This window comes from Amycolatopsis sp. NPDC051102 (genome assembly GCF_040682815.1).
Taxonomy (GTDB): Bacteria; Actinomycetota; Actinomycetes; order Mycobacteriales; family Pseudonocardiaceae; genus Amycolatopsis.
This window is the reverse complement of the sequence record NZ_JBFBBT010000038.1, coordinates 23,251-39,093: the sequence shown is the minus strand read 5'-3', so window position 1 is coordinate 39,093 and position 15,843 is coordinate 23,251. Positions and strand designations below refer to the sequence as shown.

The window sequence follows — 15,843 nt, the reverse complement described above, 5'->3', positions numbered from 1 at the left end:
CCTTGACACGATCCGGTGGCTTTTTTTGAACTTTCTTAGCCCGGATGCCGGAACACCCCATTCCGACGGCTCAACCACCCGGGACGGGGACCCATGGTGATTCCCCCGCAACCCTCCTCCCGCAAGGATCTGCGCTTCGTAACACTGCGTGCAACACCTGCGCCACTCTGAATCGATACTCCTCGGCGTGTCCTGGGCGCAGGTCGGCCGCGACGAGGGCCGCCGGCCACGAAAGTGAAAGGAGTTCGCATTCCTCCGCGGCCGCCATTGCATTTCCGACAAGGTCGTCCGAAATCTCCCGGTGATCGGGACCCCCGGCGGCCCGCAGCGCCACGGCCAGCACAATCCCGGATTTCACGACGTGCCTCCGAGCACCCCGCGCGACCGCGGTTTCCAGAGCGCGTTCGGCATGGGGTACGGCATCGGCCCCCTGACCTGCGGCGAGGGCGATTTCGGCCCCGACCCAGCCACCCCGCACGGTGGCCCGCCACCCGGCATCCTCGGCGCGCGCCCGCTCGGCGAGCCGCCGGGCGGCGGCGAGCCGGCCGAGGGCGAGGTTGTCGGCGGCCAGGCCGAGCAGGGCATCGGCCCTCGCCCCGGCGGCGTCGAGACCGTCGGGATCGGGCTGGGTGTCCAAGTGGGCGGCTTCGGCGAAGGCTTCGCCGTCGAGCGCCCGAGCCTGCCGGTGCCCACCGAGCTGCCGCCGGTGCGACGCGAGGGTGCTGGCGGCGAGCGAGGCGGCCAGGGGGTCGGTCTCACGCCGGAGCCGGTCTAGAAGGCTTGCCGCGGCGGCGTACCGGCCCTGAGCACCGAGCACGACGGCGGCGAGCAGCCGTTCCCGCGGGGTGCCGCGCCCGCGCATGACGGCGGGCTCGGGGCGGGGGTCGCTCCCGAACGCGGCGGCCCTGAGGGCGGGTTCGTGCACCCGTCCTTTCTAGCGGGTCACACCGACAAAAACATGATCGAAGTGCCGCCAAGCCCGGGACAGTCGTGCCCCACCCATCCCTGGGGGCTGACCCCGGTCCAGTCTATCGGCCGGATGCGACAGAACCGGCGAATCGCGGCTCGGCGGCCGGAGCTGTCCACATCACCGCGGGGGTGTGGACAACCGCTTGGCCGGGGTGTGGGCAACCGTTCGGCTGGGCTGCGGACCACCGCACGGCGGGGGTGTGGACGGGACCGGACGGCCGGGGTGGACAACCGCTCGGCCGGCGTGTGGACGACCGCACTGCCGGGGTGTGGGCAAGCGCACGGCCGCGGCGTGGGCAACCGCTCGGCGGGAGTGCGGACGACCTCACTACCGGGGTATGGGCAAGCGCACGGCCGCGGCGTGGACCGCTCGGCCGGGCCGTGGACACCCGCTCAGCCGGGGTGTGGACGACCGCTCGGCCGGGCCGGGGACAACCGCTCGGCCACCGCTACGGCCGCCCGCCGACCAGGACGTGCTCGATGCGGTGCGCGGCACTCGGCAGGTCCGTCAGCAGCTCCACCTTGTCCGGCAGCCCCGCCGGATCCCAGCCGGGGCCGCACGCGAACAGGCGGCTGCGCTGGCGGCCGCGGGACACCCTCGCGAACAGCCGCGCGTCAGCGACCCCGCGGCCCTGCGCCCACAGCACCACCGCCGCCGGCGCACTCCGGCGCACAGCCACCGCCAAGACCTCCGCAGGCAGTGGCACGCCGAACAGCTGGGCGCCGATCCGCCGGCCGGCCAGCGACGCCGCGAGCGCGTACATCGGCATCGAATCGCGCTCGTCGGGGACGCAGCCGAGGATCACCGGTCGGGTGTTGCGCGGCTCGTCGAGCACCGGCGTCGCCCGGACCAGCGCCGCGAACACGCACTCGGCGAGCAGGTACTCGACCTCCGCGCCCGCGCTGGCGCCGCGCCAGCGGGCCCCGAGCGCCGACAGCACCGGCTCGATCACGCCCGTCCACGCCGGGAGCACGCCCAGTTCGGCGATGGTGTCCGCGAGCATCCGCTGGACCGCGCCGACGTCCATGGCCAGCGCCGCCGTGCTCAGGCGGCGGGCCAGGCGGGAACGGACCTCGAGGCCGTCGTCGGCGACCGAAGCCGCGGGTGGCTCGCCGGGCTCGTCCGGCTGCGGTGGCCCCGAGCGTGGCATCTGCTCGAGGGCGTAGCGCGCCGCCTCGGCCGTCGACGCGCCGCTCAGCAGCGCTCGCTGCATCAGTTCGAGCCTGCCGATGTCGGAGCTGCCGTAGCGGCGGTGGCGGCCGTCGGTGTGCCGGCTGGGGCCCAGCCCGTAGCGGCGGTCCCAGGTTCGGAGGGTGGACGGCGCGACCCCGAGCCGGCGGGCGACCGAGGCCACCGGCAGGGTGGGTTCTTCGGTGCCCGACCCAGCTCCCACGAGGCTCAATATCCAGGCACCCAGCGCGGTCGGCAACCGGAGGCGAAAGCCCTGCTCACACATCCGGGGGATGCCTAACGGCTGAATCGAACCGAATCGCTTGAACAACTATTGGCGCGCTTCTAACGTTACCGCCGTTGCACCGAATGGAGTATCGGCACCACAGCAGAGCAGCTAGCGGCATCGACCGAATGACGGAGGCGGTCAGGATGGCAGACACGCGCAGGCTCCCAGGACCCAACGCCGACATGTGGGACTGGCAGCTCGAAGGGTCGTGCCGGGGGATGGACAGCGCGTCCTTCTTTCACCCGGACGGCGAGCGCGGCCCGGCGCGGGCACGACGGGAGGCCAGAGCGAAAGCCGTCTGCCTGAGCTGCCCGGTCTTGGAGATGTGCCGCAGCCACGCGCTGGCCGTGCACGAGCCGTACGGCATCTGGGGCGGGCTCTCGGAGTCCGAGCGGGAACACATCATCAAATCGGACAAACGCGCGCTCAGCATGTCGAGCGGCTGAGCGCGCCACACAGACATCGGAGGGCGGCACCGGGTGGGGTGCCGCCCTCCGTGCCGTTCAGGGGTTCGCGGCGGTCAGAGCTGCCGGGCGGTGTTCTGGTGCACCGAGACCAGCTCCGGCAACGCGACGATCGTCCGCGCCACCGCCGAGAGATCTTTGCCTTCCTTGCTCCAGGGCGGCGGGAAGGTGTGAATGCCCTGGTCGGCCGCGACCGCGCCGGCCTCGCTCTCCCAACCGGGCCAGCGCAGGGTCTCGTAGAACCGGCCGAGCGAACCGGCCAGCACCGCGTGCAGCCAGCCGGCGTACCCCTGCTCGAGGTCCTGCCACTCGAGAACGTCCGGCCCGAAGTAGTGGATGGTCGGCCGGCCGGTGGCGTTGACCGCCCAGACGTACTTGCCGCCCAGCACGTCGTAGGCGACCGGCAAGATGCCGGAGGCGGGTTCGGCGCGGTCGAGGATGCCGGGCAGGGCCTCCGCGCCGCTGCCGAGCACCCGCAGCCACCCGTGGTCGATCAGCAGGCCGCCGGTGTGGCCGACGACCGCACCCAGCCACGACGTCGTGGTGATCCGCAGTTCGCGCAGGCAGTGGGTCGCGCGGTCGCCGTCCGCGTCGAGCACGGCCACCGGGTACGGCGCGGCGGCGATCGCGGCGGATACCTCGTCCCACGCGGATGTCGTCACGCCGGCCAGCGTGGCAGACGGCCGGGCGCACGAAAACGGGGCGGCACCTCCGGAGAGGTACCGCCCCGCTTCGCGTACTGCGTCAGTGCGAGTGGCCGTGGCCCGCCGCGGCGGGCTCTTCGTCGGCCGGCTTCTCGACGATCGACGACTCCGTCGTCAGCACGAGACGCGCGATCGAGGCGGCGTTCGCCACCGCGGACCGGGTCACCTTGACCGGGTCGACGATGCCGGCGGCCAGCAGGTCGGTCAGCTCGCCGGTGGCGGCGTTGAAGCCCTGGCCCCAGCCCTGCTCCTGCACCTTGTTGACGATGACCGCGCCCTCGTGGCCCGCGTTGGTCGCGATCCAGAACAGCGGCGCCGTCAGCGCGTCCTTGACGATGCGCACGCCGGTGGCCTCGTCGCCTTCCAGGCCCAAGCCGCCCTCGAGCTCCTTGACCGCGTGGACCAGCGCCGAACCGCCGCCGGGCAGGATGCCCTCCTCGACGGCCGCCTTGGTCGAAGCCACGGCGTCCTCGATGCGGTGCTTGCGCTCGTTCAGCTCGGTCTCGGTGGCCGCGCCGACCTTGATCACCGCGACGCCGCCGCCGAGCTTCGCGAGCCGCTCCTGCAGCTTCTCGCGGTCCCAGTCGGAGTCGGTCGTCTCGATCTCCTTGCGGATCTGCGCGACCCGCCCGGAGATGGCGTCCTTGGAGCCGGCGCCGTCGACGATCGTGGTGTCGTCCTTGGTGACGACGATCCGGCGGGCCTTGCCCAGCGCGCCGAGGTCGACGTCGGACAGCTTGCGGCCGATCTCCGCGGAGATCACCTCGCCGCCGGTGACGACCGCGAGGTCGTCCAGGAACGCCTTGCGGCGGTCGCCGAAGAACGGCGCCTTGACCGCGACGGCGGTGATCGTCTTGCGCAGCGAGTTCACCACGAGGGTGGACAGCGCCTCGCCGTCGACGTCCTCGGCGATGATCAGCAGCGGCTTCTTGGCCTCGACGACCTTCTCCAGCACTGGCAGCAGGTCGGCCAGCGCCGAGATCTTCTCGCGGTGCAGCAGGACGTAGGCGTCCTCGAGGATCGCCTTCTGCTCCTCCGGGTTGGTCGCGAAGTGCGCCGAGAGGAAGCCCTTGTCGAACTGGACGCCCTCGGTGATCACCAGCTCGGTCGCCAGGGTCGACGACTCCTCGATGGTGATGACGCCGTCCTCGCCGACCTTCTCGACGGCTTCGCCGAGCAGGGCGCCGATGTTGGCGTCGCGGGAGGTCACGGTGCCGACCTGGGCGATGTTCTCGCGGCCCTTGACCGGGGTGGCCTTGGCCTTGAGGACCTCGATGACCTTCTCCGCGGCGGCCTCGATGCCGCGGCCGATCGAGGTCGGGTTCGCGCCGGCCGCGACGTTGCGCAGGCCGACCTTCACCAGCGACTGCGCGAGCACGGTCGCGGTCGTGGTGCCGTCGCCGGCGACGTCGTTGGTCTTGGTGGCGACGCTCTTGGCGAGCTGCGCGCCGAGGTTCTCGAACGGGTCGTCGAGCTCGATCTCACGGGCGACGGTGACGCCGTCGAGGGTGATGGTCGGCCCGCCGAACTTCTTGTCGAGCACGACGTGGCGACCGCGCGGGCCGAGGGTGACCTTGACCGCGTCGGCGAGCTTGTTCACCCCGCGCTCCAGCGCGCGACGAGCGTCCTCGTCGAAACTGATCTGCTTGGGCATAGCGGTTTCCGCTTACCTTTCGGTGGGTCTGGAACGCAAGAACGCCCCGCTCCCCGGCGTTGAGCGGGGCCCGGGGCGTCATGCGCTGCGAGCGGACGTCAGTTGATGACGGCCAGCACGTCGCGGGCGGACAGGATGAGGTAGTCCTCGCCGTTGTACTTGACCTCGGTGCCGCCGTACTTGGAGTAGATGACGACGTCGCCGACGTTCACGTCCAGCGGGACGCGGTTGCCCTTGTCGTCGATCCGGCCCGGGCCCACGGCCAGAACCTTGCCCTCCTGGGGCTTCTCCTTGGCGGTGTCGGGGATGACGAGGCCGGAAGCGGTCGTCTCCTCGGCCTCGCTCGTCTGGACAACGATCTTGTCCTCGAGCGGCTTGATGTTCACGCTCACCGGGTTGACCTCCACGGTCGTCGAAAGCGTTGGCAGGATGTGGTTACGGCTCTACCACCCCCGCCGTCGCGGGTGCCGGGGCTGTCGGGCCGTGCGATTAGCACTCTAGCCACGTGAGTGCCAGTCGTGCAAGGAGGGTCCACCCGACGTGGCGAAAAGCCGCGCAACCTCACCTGACCGGCTGTTATGCGCCGGGGTCAGGAGCAGCAGCCCTCGGGCTTGGCCGGCTCCGCGCCGGGCGTGCAGCAGGTGGCCGCCAGCGCCGCGCTGTCCGTTCCGTACGTCGGCGAGTCCGCCTTGACCGTGTAGACCTCCCACGGCTCCTGGCCCGGTCCGTGGACCCACACCTTGTCCTGGACCGCGTAGCAGCAGGTCGTGTCGTCCTCGGTCAGCGTCTCCAGGCCCTCTCCGGTGAGCCTCTTGCTCGCCTCGCTGACCTGGTCCGTCGACTCGACCTCGACGCCGAGGTGGTCCATGACCGTTGCCTGGCCCGGCTCGCCCTCCAGGAGCACCAGCTTGAGCGCCGGTTCGGTGATGGCGAAGTTCGCGTAGCCGGGACGGCGCTTGGCCGGCTCCGCGCCGAACAGCTTCGAGTAGAAGTCGATCGAGCCCTCGAGGTCGCCGACCCGCAGTGCGAGCTGTACCCGTGACATCCCGTCCTCCTTGAATAGATGTTTGTCTAAACAGACTTGCCCACTAGATAGATGGATGTCAAGATAGAGATGTGTCGAAACAGCTGCCGGTCGTCCAGTGCTGCTCCCCGCTGGCCCGCGATCCCCTGTCCGAGGTCCAGGCCGTCGAACTGGCGAAGCTGTTCAAGGCGATGGCCGACCCGGTCCGCCTGCGGCTGCTGTCGCTGATCGCCTCCCACGCCGGGGGCGAGGCGTGCGTCTGCGATCTGACCGACGCCTTCGACCTGACCGGTCCGACCATCTCCCACCACCTGAAGGTGCTGCGCGAGTCCGGCCTGATCACCGGCGAACGGCGCGGGACCTGGGTCTACTACCGCGTCCACCCCGAGGTGCTGGCCCGGCTTTCGGCCGTGCTGGTCCCCGGCGACGCGATCGTCCCGGCGTGAGGGACGGCGTCGTCGGTCGGCTGTCCACTTTGGACCGGTTCCTGCCCGTGTGGATCGCCGCCGCGATGGCCGGCGGGCTGCTCGCCGGGCGCTGGGTGCCCGGGCTGAACACGGCGCTGTCCGCCGTGCAGGTGGACGGGATCTCGCTGCCGATCGCGCTCGGGCTGCTGGTGATGATGTACCCGGTGCTGGCGAAGGTCCGCTACGACCGGCTCGGCGGCGTCACCCGCGACCGCCGGCTGCTGTGGCCGTCGCTGGTGCTGAACTGGCTGATCGGCCCGGCGCTGATGTTCGCGCTGGCCTGGCTGCTGCTGCCCGACCTGCCCGAGTACCGGACCGGCCTGATCATCGTCGGCCTCGCCCGCTGCATCGCGATGGTCGTCATCTGGAACGACCTCGCCTGCGGCGACCGGGAAGCCGCCGCTGTGCTCGTCGCGCTGAACTCGGTGTTCCAGGTGCTCGCGTTCGGCCTGCTCGGCTGGTTCTACCTCTCGGTCCTGCCCGGCCGGCTCGGTCTCGCCCAGGCCGGCCTCGCGGTTTCCGGCTGGCAGATCGCGAAGAGCGTGCTGACCTTCCTCGGCATCCCGCTCCTGGCCGGCTACCTGACGCGCCGGCTCGGCGAACGCGCCAAGGGCCGCACCTGGTACGAGACGCGCTTCCTGCCGAAGATCGGCCCGGCGGCGCTCTACGGGCTGCTGTTCACCATCGTGGTCCTCTTCGCCCTGCAAGGCGACCAGATCACCGCGCGGCCGCTGGACGTCGTCCGCATCGCGGTGCCGCTGCTGGTCTACTTCGGACTGATGTGGGCGGGCTCGTACGCGTTCGGCAAGGCGGTGGGCCTGTCGTACGAGCGCACCACGACCCTGGCGTTCACGGCGGCGGGCAACAACTTCGAACTCGCCATCGCCGTGGCCATCGCCACGTTCGGCGCGACGAGCGGACAGGCGCTGGCAGGCGTGGTCGGCCCGCTGATCGAAGTCCCGGTGCTGGTCGCGCTCGTGTACGTGTCCCTGGCGCTGCGCCGCCGCTTCACCCCTGCGCCCGTGCAGGTCACCCCGTGAACACGCCCGAAGTCCTGTTCGTCTGCGTCCACAACGCGGGCCGCTCCCAGATGGCCGCCGCGCTGCTGCACCACCACGCCGCCGGCCGGGTGACCGTCCGATCGGCCGGCTCGGCACCGGCGAGCGAGGTCAACCCGGCGGTGGTCGCGGTGATGGCGGAGGTGGGCATCGACGTCTCCCGCGAGTTCCCGAAGCGCCTGACGACGGACGCGGTCGAGGCCGCCGACGTGGTGATCACCATGGGCTGCGGCGACGCCTGCCCGGTCTTCCCCGGCAAGCGGTACCTCGACTGGCAGCTGGCCGACCCCGCGGGCCTCCCGGCCGAGCGGATCCGCCCCATCCGCGACGAGATCGACGAGCGGGTCCGCACCCTCCTCGCCGAACTGGTCCCGGCCACCTCTTGAGGCACTCCCCGTTCATCGTCTATCGTCGATGAACGATGAATGGGGGTCACATGCTGGACCGCGCGACGGCCGAGACGTACGCCGGCTGGTTCCGGGCGCTGGCGGACCCGACGCGGGTCCAGATCCTGAACCTCCTGGCGACCGCCGGCACCCCGATGACGGTCGGGCAGATAGTCGAGCGGGTCGACGTCGGCCAGTCGACGGTCTCGGCCCACCTGAAGATCCTCACCGAAGCCCGGTTCGTGCTCGCCGAACCCCGCGGCACAGCCCGGCTCTACGAGGTCAACCAGCGCTGCGTGTCCTGCTTCCCCACGGCGGCCGACGTGGTCATGGGCCGCGGAGTCCTCCCGTTCGCGGCGGTCACGTGCGAGACAGCCCGATGAACCACGACGCGATCCGCGACCGCTACGCGGCGGCAGCCCGCCGAGCCCTGGCGGGCGAGGAAACGGGCCTGCTCACCGGCGAAGGCGAGACCGAGCGAGTCGGCGCGGTCCACTACGCGGACGAGGAGGTCCCGCCGGAGGTGGCGGCAACCAGCCTGGGCTGCGGCAATCCCCTGGCGGTGGCCGACCTGCACCCCGGCGAAACGGTCCTCGACCTGGGCTCGGGCGGCGGCTTGGACGTGCTTCTCTCCGCCCGCCGGGTAGGCCCGACGGGCCGCGCGATAGGCCTGGACATGACGGACGAGATGCTGACGCTGGCCCGCCGTCACGCCGACCAGGCCGGAGTGGCGAACGCGGAGTTCATCAAGGGCACGATCGAGCGGATCCCGCTCCCGGACGGCTCGGTGGACGTGGTCATCTCCAACTGCGTCATCACGCTCTCCCCGGACAAGAGAGCGGTGTTCGGCGAGATAGCCCGGGTCCTGCGCCCAGCAGGCCGCCTGGGCATCACGGACATCGTGGCCGCCGACACGCTCACGGACGCCGAACGAGCGGCCGGCGCACCCACGATCGAGTGCCTGGGCGACGCCCTGACCCCCGGCAGCTACCGGGAACTCCTGCAGGAAGCGGGCTTCACCGGCATCACCATCCAGCTCACCAGCGAGGTGGGGCCCAAACTCCACTCGGCGATCATCAACGCAACGGGACCGTCGTAGCCTCCTCGAGGACGACGAGCGGGAACCAGGGCAACCCCCTTACCTCTGGCATGAGTTTCTGGTTAGGTTTTGACGTCCGGCACCGGAACCCTGGGGGTTTATGCCCATGTCGTCCCGTTCCCTCCCGAGAGCCGCGGCGCTCGTCGCGGCCGTCACGCTCGCGAGCGGCCTCGCCGCCGCTCCCGCCCAAGCCGACCCGGCCGGCCAACGCCAACGCGACTTCACGGCAGCGGCAAAAGAGTTCGGCGTCCCGGAGAACGTCCTCCTGGGCGTCTCCTACCTGGAATCCCGCTGGGACGCGAACGCCGGCACCCCCAGCACCTCGGCCGGCTACGGCCCCATGCACCTCACCGACCTCCGCGAAGCCGGTGCGGCGACCAGCCACCACGACGAAGGCACCGAGGACGCCCGAGGCGACGAAGCCCGCCCGGCCCGCCACCCCCAGGCGCGCCCCGCGGCCCCACCGCCCACGCTGCAGACCGTCGACGAGGCCGCGCAACTCCTCCACACCGACGCAAAGACGCTGCGCACCGACGCCACGCAGAACATCCGGGGCGGCGCGGCCCTCCTCGCGAAATACCACACCGGCGGCAACTGGTATGACGCCGTCGCCCGCTACAGCGGCTCAGCCGACCAGACGGCGGCGCAGACCTTCGCCGACGAGGTCTTCGACACGATCAAGACCGGCACCGCCCGGACCACCGACGACGGCCAGCAGGTCACGCTCAGCCCGACGCCGGACCTGGCCGTGCCGCAGCACGCCGAGCCGACGCCGGCGAACGTCGAATGCCCGCGCCGGGTCGCCTGCGAGTCCGTCCCGGCGCCCTACCAGGAGCTGCCGGGCGACGACTACGGCAACCACGACCTCGCCGACCGCCCGAACAGCCAGAAGATCGACCACATCGTCATCCACGACACCGAGGGCTACTGGGCGAACGTCCTGGACCTCGCCCAGGACCCGACGTACGTGAGCTGGCACTACACCATCCGCTCGGCCGACGGCCTGATCGCGCAGCACGTGCCGACCAAGGACGTCGCCTGGCACGCCGGCAACTGGTACGTCAACGCGAAGTCGATCGGCATCGAGCACGAGGGCTTCGCCGCGAAGGGCACCTGGTACACCGAGGCCATGTACCGCGCGAGCGCGAAGCTCGTCGGCTACCTCGCGCGCAAGTACGGCATCCCGCTCGACCGCGCGCACATCATCGGGCACGACAACGTGCCGGGCACGACCCCGGCGACGATCGCGGGCATGCACTGGGACCCGGGCCCCTACTGGGACTGGTCCCACTACTTCGACCTGCTCGGCGCGCCGCTCGGCGGGTTCGGCCTGCCCGGCTCGTCGCTGGTCACCATCGACCCGGACTTCGCGAAGAACCAGCCCGCGTTCACCGGCTGCGACTCCCCCGGCACGCCCTGCGTGGCCCGCGGCTCGGAGGCCGTCGTGCTGCACTCGGAGCCCAGCGAGACGTCGCCGCTGCTGGTCGACATCGGCCTGCACCCGAAGGGCACGGCGTCCACAATGGACGTCGCGGACGTCGGAAGCCGCGTCGCGACCGGGCAGCAGTACGCCGTCGCCGAGGTCAAGGGCGACTGGACGGCGATCTGGTACCTCGGGCAGAAGGGCTGGTTCCACAACCCGCGCGGCGCCCGGGTCGCGAAGCCCGCGATCGGCCTGGTCGTCACGCCCAAGCCCGGCCTCGCGTCGGTGCCGGTGTACGGCCGCGCCTACCCCGAGCCGGAGGCCTACCCGGCGAACGTCACCGTGCAGGCCATCACCCCGCTGCCCTACACGCTGGCCGCCGGCCAGAAGTACTCGTCGGGCGGCGTGGTCGGGTCGGAGTACTACTGGGCGACCACCTTCGACGTGGCCGACCACGTGGTCGTCAAGGGCAAGCTGAAGTACGTCCAGATCCAGTTCGGGCACCGGATCGCCTTCGTCAAGGCGGACGACGTCCGGTTCCTCCCGGCGTTCTGACCGGCCGGGCGGAGGTCGCGCTCAGGCGTCGAGCGCGACCTTCGCCCCGGTCGCCTGTTCGGTGTTGCGGCGGGTCTTGGCCCAGCCGTTGCGCCCGCGGACCAGCCGGAACAACGCGCGCCACGACGTCACGTAGAACGTGTAGATGTAGGCCGCGTACGCCAGTCCCATGCCCAGCCCGCGCAGGATGTTCCTGCTGCGCAAGCACTTGAGCTGGTAGATCGGGCCCCAGACGAGGAACGGCAGCAGCCCGAACGACCCGTAGATGGCGAACAGGATCCAGGCGCCGCCGGTGAACCACGTCCACATCTGCGCCGGGTCGCCCGCGGTGCCGATCACCAGCAGCACGAACGGGATCGGGTACAGCAGCGAACCCAGCAGCTGCAGCCACGGCTGGGCCAGGTAGTACATCATCTCCGCCGCGCCGAGCGTGCTGACGTGCGGTGAATCCCAGATCCGCCGCAGGTACCGGGCGCACTGCATGGTGCCCTGGCCCCACCGCGTGCGCTGCACCAGGAACCGCCGCAGGCTGTACAGGCCCTCCTGGGACACGTGGGAATCCGCGGTGAACCCGGTGCGCCAGCCCGCCGTGAGCAGGTGGACGCCGAGTTCGAAGTCCTCCAGCAGCGAGCCGCGCCACGGCTCTCCGCCATCGCCGGCGATCGAGTCCAGCGCCGTGAGGCGGGTGAACTGGCCGTTGCCGCCCATCGAGATCGTGCCGGTGAAGCCGCGGGACGTCTGGATCGCCGCGATCGCCGTCCGGAACTCCAGGTCCTGCAGCTGCGCGAGCTTGCGGCCGAACCAGCGGCCGACCGGGTGGCGCGTCGGCGGCGGGGTGCCGGCGTTGCCCATCCACACGTCGAGCTGGACCGCGCCGATCCCCGGGTCGCCGAAGAGGTGGTCCGCCGCGCAGACCGCCAGGCAGTTCGGCGCCGGCCGGCCGTCGGCGTCGACGACCACCACGACGACGTCGTCACGGCTCGCGTCCGGGCCCATCCAGTCGTTCAGGGCGCGGTACGCCGCGTTCAGCGCGTCACCCTTGCCGGTGCGGGCTTCGGGCCGCACCCGCGGCACCAGGTGCAGGTACGGGTCGTAGCCGCCGTGGCGGCGCCACAGCATCCGGACGACCCGCGCGGTGCGGTCCTCCGAGTCGTCGTCGACGACCCAGACGTGCGCGTGGCGGAACGTGGTGCGCAGGTAGCGGATCGTCTCGCGGATGACCGTCTGCTCGTCGCGGCACGGCACGAAGAAGTGCCACGTGAAGTCCGCCGGGTCGCCAGCCGGGCCGGGCTTGCGGCGCAGGTACGGCACCACGATCACGACGACGTACACGAGGAACGCCACGCTCATGGTGAGCGCGAACGCCTGGGTGATCGCCAGCAGGACCTTGCCGCTCATGCGTTCTTCTTCCGGGTGGCCAGCCAGACGAACAGGACGATCGAGACGGCGCCGCCGAACACGCTGACCATCGAGCCGAGCAGCGTGTGGCCCCAGTAGTAGCCCTCGTCGGTGCCGAGCCCGTGCACCAGCCCGACGATCGTGAGAATGCGCAGCTGATTCACCAGCACGACGACGAATGCCGAAAGGCCGAGCGAAAAGAAGAGCCGGCGCGCATTCGACGGCCGGAAGTACACCATGGCCATCGTCACAACGAGCAGCGGGAGCAAAAGGAACGCCGAAGAACATTCCGGCGTCATTCTCAACCCGAACGGAGTAGTGCTGGTCAACCCAAAGTAAACGGACTCCCGATCGGGTGCCACATAAACACCCGATGTAGTGAACAGACCGAGGATCGCTCCCGCCAACCGCACCTCCAGCTCGCGGTAGAGCCGCTCGGCCAGCACCACCGCGACCCCCGCGGCGGCCAGCGCACTCAACGCCATGACCAGCGGAAACCTTGCCATTCCTGAGTTCGGAGCGCTCGCTACGGCCACGACGTTCCTCTCGGTGCGGGTTTTCGATCAAGCTGCGGACCTTCGGGCGAGAGTAGGACATGTGTGCACCGCCTTTCCACTCGGAGGGGTGGAAAAGCCGCCCCAATCGGTTGGACCTTCGCGGAACTTGTTACGCCAATCGAGTGACGTTCAGGCGACCTGCGGAAACGCCGCCGAGCCTTACCCGATCCGGTGATTCGGGAAATTTTGTGTGCTATTCGAGCCGGTCTTCGCGATAGTCGATCCGCGTGCCGAGTCGAGGCAAGCCGGTTCGTTCCGCGCCGCCGTCACGCACCCCCGATAAATCCAGCAAATTCGGAGGACCACTTGATGAAGAGCTCCCTCGTGCGCCGTGGCGGGCTGCTCGCCGCGGTCGTGGCGAGCGTCGTGCTCGCCGGCGCGGCCCCCGCTTCGGCGGCCCCCGGCGACGGATCCGCCTACGGCGTCAAGGTCGACGTCAAGCTGCTCGGCCAGGACGCGGTGAAGGCGGGCCCGTTCGCGGCCGCCGACACCGCGGGCCCGACGAGCAGCAGCCTGGCGAAGGTCGACCTCCCCGGCGTCCTGACCGCCGGCGCCGTCAACACCGAAGCCAAGCGAGACGAGAATTCCGGGGCGGTGACAGCGAAGGCGAGCACCGCCGACGTCACGCTGCCGCTGCTGAAGGCCGCCCTCGGCGACGTCGGTATCAAGGTCGTCGAGGCCGTCTGCACCGCGACGCAGAAGGGCGTCGAGGGCAGCACGAAACTCGTCGGCGCGAACCTCGGCAGCGTCGGCGCGGTCGACGCCACGCCGGCCGCGAACACGCAGATCAAGGTGGGTCTCGGCGCGCTCAACGTCGCCACGATCATCCTGAACGAGCAGGTCGAGAACAAAGACGGCAGCCTCACGGTCAACGCCGTCCACGTGAAGCTGCTCGGCGCCGGGCTCAAGGCGCTCGGCTCGGGTGACGTCGTCGTGTCGTCGGCGACCTGCGGGCCGGCGGCGCCGCCGATGCCGCTGGCGTCGGGCGCGGGCCTGTGGATCGGGCTCGGGCTGCTCGGCGCCGTCGCGGTGCCGGTCGGCACGCGCATCCTCCGCCGCCGTTCCGCGCAAGCCTGAGCGAGGCCGGGATGTACCGGATGCCGGGCGCCGGGGTCGGCGTGGCCGGTGGCGGGGTCGGCACTCTCGCCGCCACCGGCGCGGACATCGGGTGGTGGCTGGCCGTCGGCGTGCTCCTGGTCCTGCTCGGGACCGTCGCGCTGATCGCCGTCCACCGCCGCCACCGCCGTCTCGCCCGGGCGCGCAACTGAGAAACCGGGCCGCCGGCGTGTGCCCCTCGCACGCCGGCGGCCCGGTGGGTGGATATTTGCCGGACACTGGATGATGTGGAGAAGGGGCACCCCCGGGTGGACGTGATGTTGCTGGCCGGAACGCGGCCCGAAGCCGTCAAGCTCGCACCGCTGGCACTGGCACTGGCGGCGCACCCCGTGCTGCGCCCGGTCCTGGTCCACAGCGGCCAGCACCCGGGCATGGTCGAGCAGGCCCTGGAGCCGTTCGGCCTGACCGCGGACGTGTGGCTGGACGTGCCACCGCGGGTCACCGGCGGCCAGGCGGAACTGGTGGCGGGCCTGCTGCCCGCACTCGACGAGACGCTGCGCCGGCACACCCCGGCGGCGCTGGTGGTCCAGGGCGACACGACGACGACGCTCGCGGGCGCGCTGGCCGCGTTCTGGCTGGGCATCCCGGTGGTCCACCTGGAGGCGGGCCTGCGCACCCACGACCTCGCGGCACCGTTCCCGGAGGAGGGCGCACGCCAGATGGTGTCGCGGATCGCGGCGCTGCACCTGGCACCGACCTTGGGCGCGGCGGCGGCGTTGCGCTCGGAAGGCGTTGCGCGGCAGCAGATCGCGGTCACGGGCAACACGGTGGTGGACGCGGTGCTGGAGATAACGGCCCGCGACCTGCCGGCCCGCGACACGGCGCTGGCGTTGCTGGAGATGGAGATCGCCGAGGCGGGCGAGCGCCTGGTGCTCGTGACGTCCCACCGCCGCGAGTCCTGGGGCGAGCCACTGGAGCGAACCCTGGCGGCGGTGCAGCTGCTGGTGGCCGAGCACCCGGACGTCCAGGTGCTGTTCCCGGCCCACCCGAACCCCCAGGTCCGCACCCAGGTGGAGGCAGCACTGGACGGCTTGCCCCGGGTGACGGTGACGGACCCCTTGGAGTACCCGGACCTGGTCCGCGCGCTGCGCCTGGCCTCCCTGGTCCTGACGGACTCGGGCGGTATCCAGGAGGAGGCCCCGACGTTCGGCACACCGGTGGTGGTATTGCGCGACGTGACCGAGCGGATGGAGGTAGTGGAGGCGGGCTGCGCCTGGCTGGCGGGCACGGACACGGAGCGAATAGCGGACACGGCAGCAAGGTTGCTGCGCGGCGAGCTACGCCCAGCACAGGTGGGAAACCCTTACGGCGAGGGGAATGCAGCGGTCCTGGCGGTCGCGGCGATCGAGGAGCTGCTGGGCGTCCGAGCCGCGACCCCAGCCGCAGCTTCGTAGGCCCAAACTCGTCGTGAGTGGTTATGGGGGTTAGTTCCGGGCCGAACAAACACGACCCGCAGGGATTGCCAGACCAACAAGCACAGAACGGGAGAGGGTGGGGGGGGGGGAGAGA

Annotated in this window: 18 protein-coding genes; 10 read left to right on the top strand and 8 right to left on the bottom strand. The window is 70.9% G+C overall.

The window, feature by feature from the left end:
- Positions 1-70 precede the first annotated feature (70 nt).
- Positions 71-925 carry a hypothetical protein gene (locus AB0M93_RS47160; RefSeq protein WP_364287570.1) on the bottom strand — a complete coding sequence of 285 codons (855 nt, stop codon included), beginning with the start codon at positions 923-925 and terminating at the stop codon, positions 71-73.
- A gap of 493 nt (positions 926-1,418) precedes the next feature.
- Positions 1,419-2,363 (bottom strand): MerR family transcriptional regulator, encoded by a 945-nt coding sequence (locus tag AB0M93_RS47155; protein ID WP_364287567.1) that lies wholly within the window; start codon positions 2,361-2,363, stop codon positions 1,419-1,421.
- A 209-nt stretch (positions 2,364-2,572) separates the two neighbouring features.
- On the opposite strand from AB0M93_RS47155, the gene AB0M93_RS47150 reads away from it, so the two are divergent.
- A complete protein-coding gene (locus AB0M93_RS47150; RefSeq protein WP_364287564.1) occupies positions 2,573-2,875 on the top strand; it encodes a WhiB family transcriptional regulator in 303 nt (100 codons plus the stop codon).
- A 74-nt stretch (positions 2,876-2,949) separates the two neighbouring features.
- On the opposite strand, the gene AB0M93_RS47145 is transcribed toward AB0M93_RS47150, so the two are convergent.
- From AB0M93_RS47145 to AB0M93_RS47130, 4 genes are all read right to left on the bottom strand, one after another.
- The gene (locus AB0M93_RS47145) at positions 2,950-3,555 is read right to left on the bottom strand and encodes a DUF2625 family protein (protein WP_364287561.1); all 606 of its coding nucleotides are present in this window, start codon (positions 3,553-3,555) and stop codon (positions 2,950-2,952) included.
- Positions 3,556-3,637: 82 nt separating this feature from the next.
- Positions 3,638-5,251, bottom strand: coding sequence for a chaperonin GroEL (groL, locus tag AB0M93_RS47140; RefSeq protein ID WP_364287558.1), 1,614 nt, complete (start codon positions 5,249-5,251; stop codon positions 3,638-3,640).
- 98 nt (positions 5,252-5,349) lie between these two features.
- A complete protein-coding gene (gene groES / locus AB0M93_RS47135) occupies positions 5,350-5,643 on the bottom strand; it encodes a co-chaperone GroES (RefSeq protein WP_004559922.1) in 294 nt (97 codons plus the stop codon).
- Positions 5,644-5,840: 197 nt separating this feature from the next.
- Entirely contained in the window at positions 5,841-6,296 is a 456-nt protein-coding gene (locus AB0M93_RS47130) for an ArsI/CadI family heavy metal resistance metalloenzyme (RefSeq protein WP_364287555.1), read from the bottom strand.
- 71 nt (positions 6,297-6,367) lie between these two features.
- Here AB0M93_RS47130 and AB0M93_RS47125 point away from each other — a divergent pair, with 71 nt between their 5' ends.
- From AB0M93_RS47125 to AB0M93_RS47100, 6 genes are all read left to right on the top strand, one after another.
- On the top strand, positions 6,368-6,721 hold the full coding sequence (locus AB0M93_RS47125) for a metalloregulator ArsR/SmtB family transcription factor (protein ID WP_364287552.1): 354 nt from the start codon (positions 6,368-6,370) through the stop codon (positions 6,719-6,721).
- Positions 6,718-7,782 (top strand): ACR3 family arsenite efflux transporter, encoded by a 1,065-nt coding sequence (gene arsB / locus AB0M93_RS47120; RefSeq protein ID WP_364287549.1) that lies wholly within the window; start codon positions 6,718-6,720, stop codon positions 7,780-7,782. The genes AB0M93_RS47125 and arsB overlap by 4 nt, the downstream gene beginning before the upstream one ends.
- Positions 7,779-8,186 carry an arsenate reductase ArsC gene (locus tag AB0M93_RS47115; RefSeq protein WP_364287546.1) on the top strand — a complete coding sequence of 136 codons (408 nt, stop codon included), beginning with the start codon at positions 7,779-7,781 and terminating at the stop codon, positions 8,184-8,186. Before arsB ends, AB0M93_RS47115 begins: the two co-directional genes overlap by 4 nt.
- 50 nt (positions 8,187-8,236) lie before the next feature.
- The gene (locus AB0M93_RS47110; protein ID WP_364287543.1) at positions 8,237-8,569 is read left to right on the top strand and encodes a metalloregulator ArsR/SmtB family transcription factor; all 333 of its coding nucleotides are present in this window, start codon (positions 8,237-8,239) and stop codon (positions 8,567-8,569) included.
- On the top strand, positions 8,566-9,285 hold the full coding sequence (locus tag AB0M93_RS47105) for a methyltransferase domain-containing protein (RefSeq protein WP_364287540.1): 720 nt from the start codon (positions 8,566-8,568) through the stop codon (positions 9,283-9,285). Before AB0M93_RS47110 ends, AB0M93_RS47105 begins: the two co-directional genes overlap by 4 nt.
- Before the next feature lie 100 nt (positions 9,286-9,385).
- A complete protein-coding gene (locus tag AB0M93_RS47100; protein ID WP_364287537.1) occupies positions 9,386-11,263 on the top strand; it encodes a peptidoglycan recognition family protein in 1,878 nt (625 codons plus the stop codon).
- A gap of 21 nt (positions 11,264-11,284) precedes the next feature.
- On the opposite strand, the gene AB0M93_RS47095 is transcribed toward AB0M93_RS47100, so the two are convergent.
- The gene (locus AB0M93_RS47095) at positions 11,285-12,661 is read right to left on the bottom strand and encodes a glycosyltransferase (protein ID WP_364287534.1); all 1,377 of its coding nucleotides are present in this window, start codon (positions 12,659-12,661) and stop codon (positions 11,285-11,287) included.
- Positions 12,658-13,146, bottom strand: coding sequence for an exosortase P (xrtP, locus tag AB0M93_RS47090; protein ID WP_364287531.1), 489 nt, complete (start codon positions 13,144-13,146; stop codon positions 12,658-12,660). The genes AB0M93_RS47095 and xrtP overlap by 4 nt, the downstream gene beginning before the upstream one ends.
- Before the next feature lie 381 nt (positions 13,147-13,527).
- Here xrtP and AB0M93_RS47085 point away from each other — a divergent pair, with 381 nt between their 5' ends.
- The 3 genes from AB0M93_RS47085 to wecB all read left to right on the top strand — a co-directional run bounded on the left by AB0M93_RS47085 (position 13,528) and on the right by wecB (position 15,728).
- Positions 13,528-14,295, top strand: a complete 768-nt coding sequence (locus AB0M93_RS47085; RefSeq protein WP_364287528.1) for a choice-of-anchor P family protein — start codon at positions 13,528-13,530, stop codon at positions 14,293-14,295.
- 11 nt (positions 14,296-14,306) lie between these two features.
- Positions 14,307-14,486, top strand: coding sequence for an LPXTG cell wall anchor domain-containing protein (locus AB0M93_RS47080; RefSeq protein ID WP_364287525.1), 180 nt, complete (start codon positions 14,307-14,309; stop codon positions 14,484-14,486).
- Between the two features lie 96 nt (positions 14,487-14,582).
- On the top strand, positions 14,583-15,728 hold the full coding sequence (wecB, locus tag AB0M93_RS47075; protein WP_364287612.1) for a UDP-N-acetylglucosamine 2-epimerase (non-hydrolyzing): 1,146 nt from the start codon (positions 14,583-14,585) through the stop codon (positions 15,726-15,728).
- Positions 15,729-15,843 lie beyond the last annotated feature (115 nt).

Coding starts and splice junctions, on each gene's coding strand:
- AB0M93_RS47105 (WP_364287540.1), top strand. CDS start 8,566: ATGAACCACGACGCGATCCGCGACCGCTACGCGGCGGCAGCCCGCCGA.
- AB0M93_RS47095 (WP_364287534.1), bottom strand. CDS start 12,661: ATGAGCGGCAAGGTCCTGCTGGCGATCACCCAGGCGTTCGCGCTCACC.
- AB0M93_RS47100 (WP_364287537.1), top strand. CDS start 9,386: ATGCCCATGTCGTCCCGTTCCCTCCCGAGAGCCGCGGCGCTCGTCGCG.
- AB0M93_RS47085 (WP_364287528.1), top strand. CDS start 13,528: ATGAAGAGCTCCCTCGTGCGCCGTGGCGGGCTGCTCGCCGCGGTCGTG.
- AB0M93_RS47130 (WP_364287555.1), bottom strand. CDS start 6,296: ATGTCACGGGTACAGCTCGCACTGCGGGTCGGCGACCTCGAGGGCTCG.
- AB0M93_RS47110 (WP_364287543.1), top strand. CDS start 8,237: ATGCTGGACCGCGCGACGGCCGAGACGTACGCCGGCTGGTTCCGGGCG.
- AB0M93_RS47080 (WP_364287525.1), top strand. CDS start 14,307: ATGTACCGGATGCCGGGCGCCGGGGTCGGCGTGGCCGGTGGCGGGGTC.
- xrtP (WP_364287531.1), bottom strand. CDS start 13,146: ATGGCGTTGAGTGCGCTGGCCGCCGCGGGGGTCGCGGTGGTGCTGGCC.
- groL (WP_364287558.1), bottom strand. CDS start 5,251: ATGCCCAAGCAGATCAGTTTCGACGAGGACGCTCGTCGCGCGCTGGAG.
- AB0M93_RS47150 (WP_364287564.1), top strand. CDS start 2,573: ATGGCAGACACGCGCAGGCTCCCAGGACCCAACGCCGACATGTGGGAC.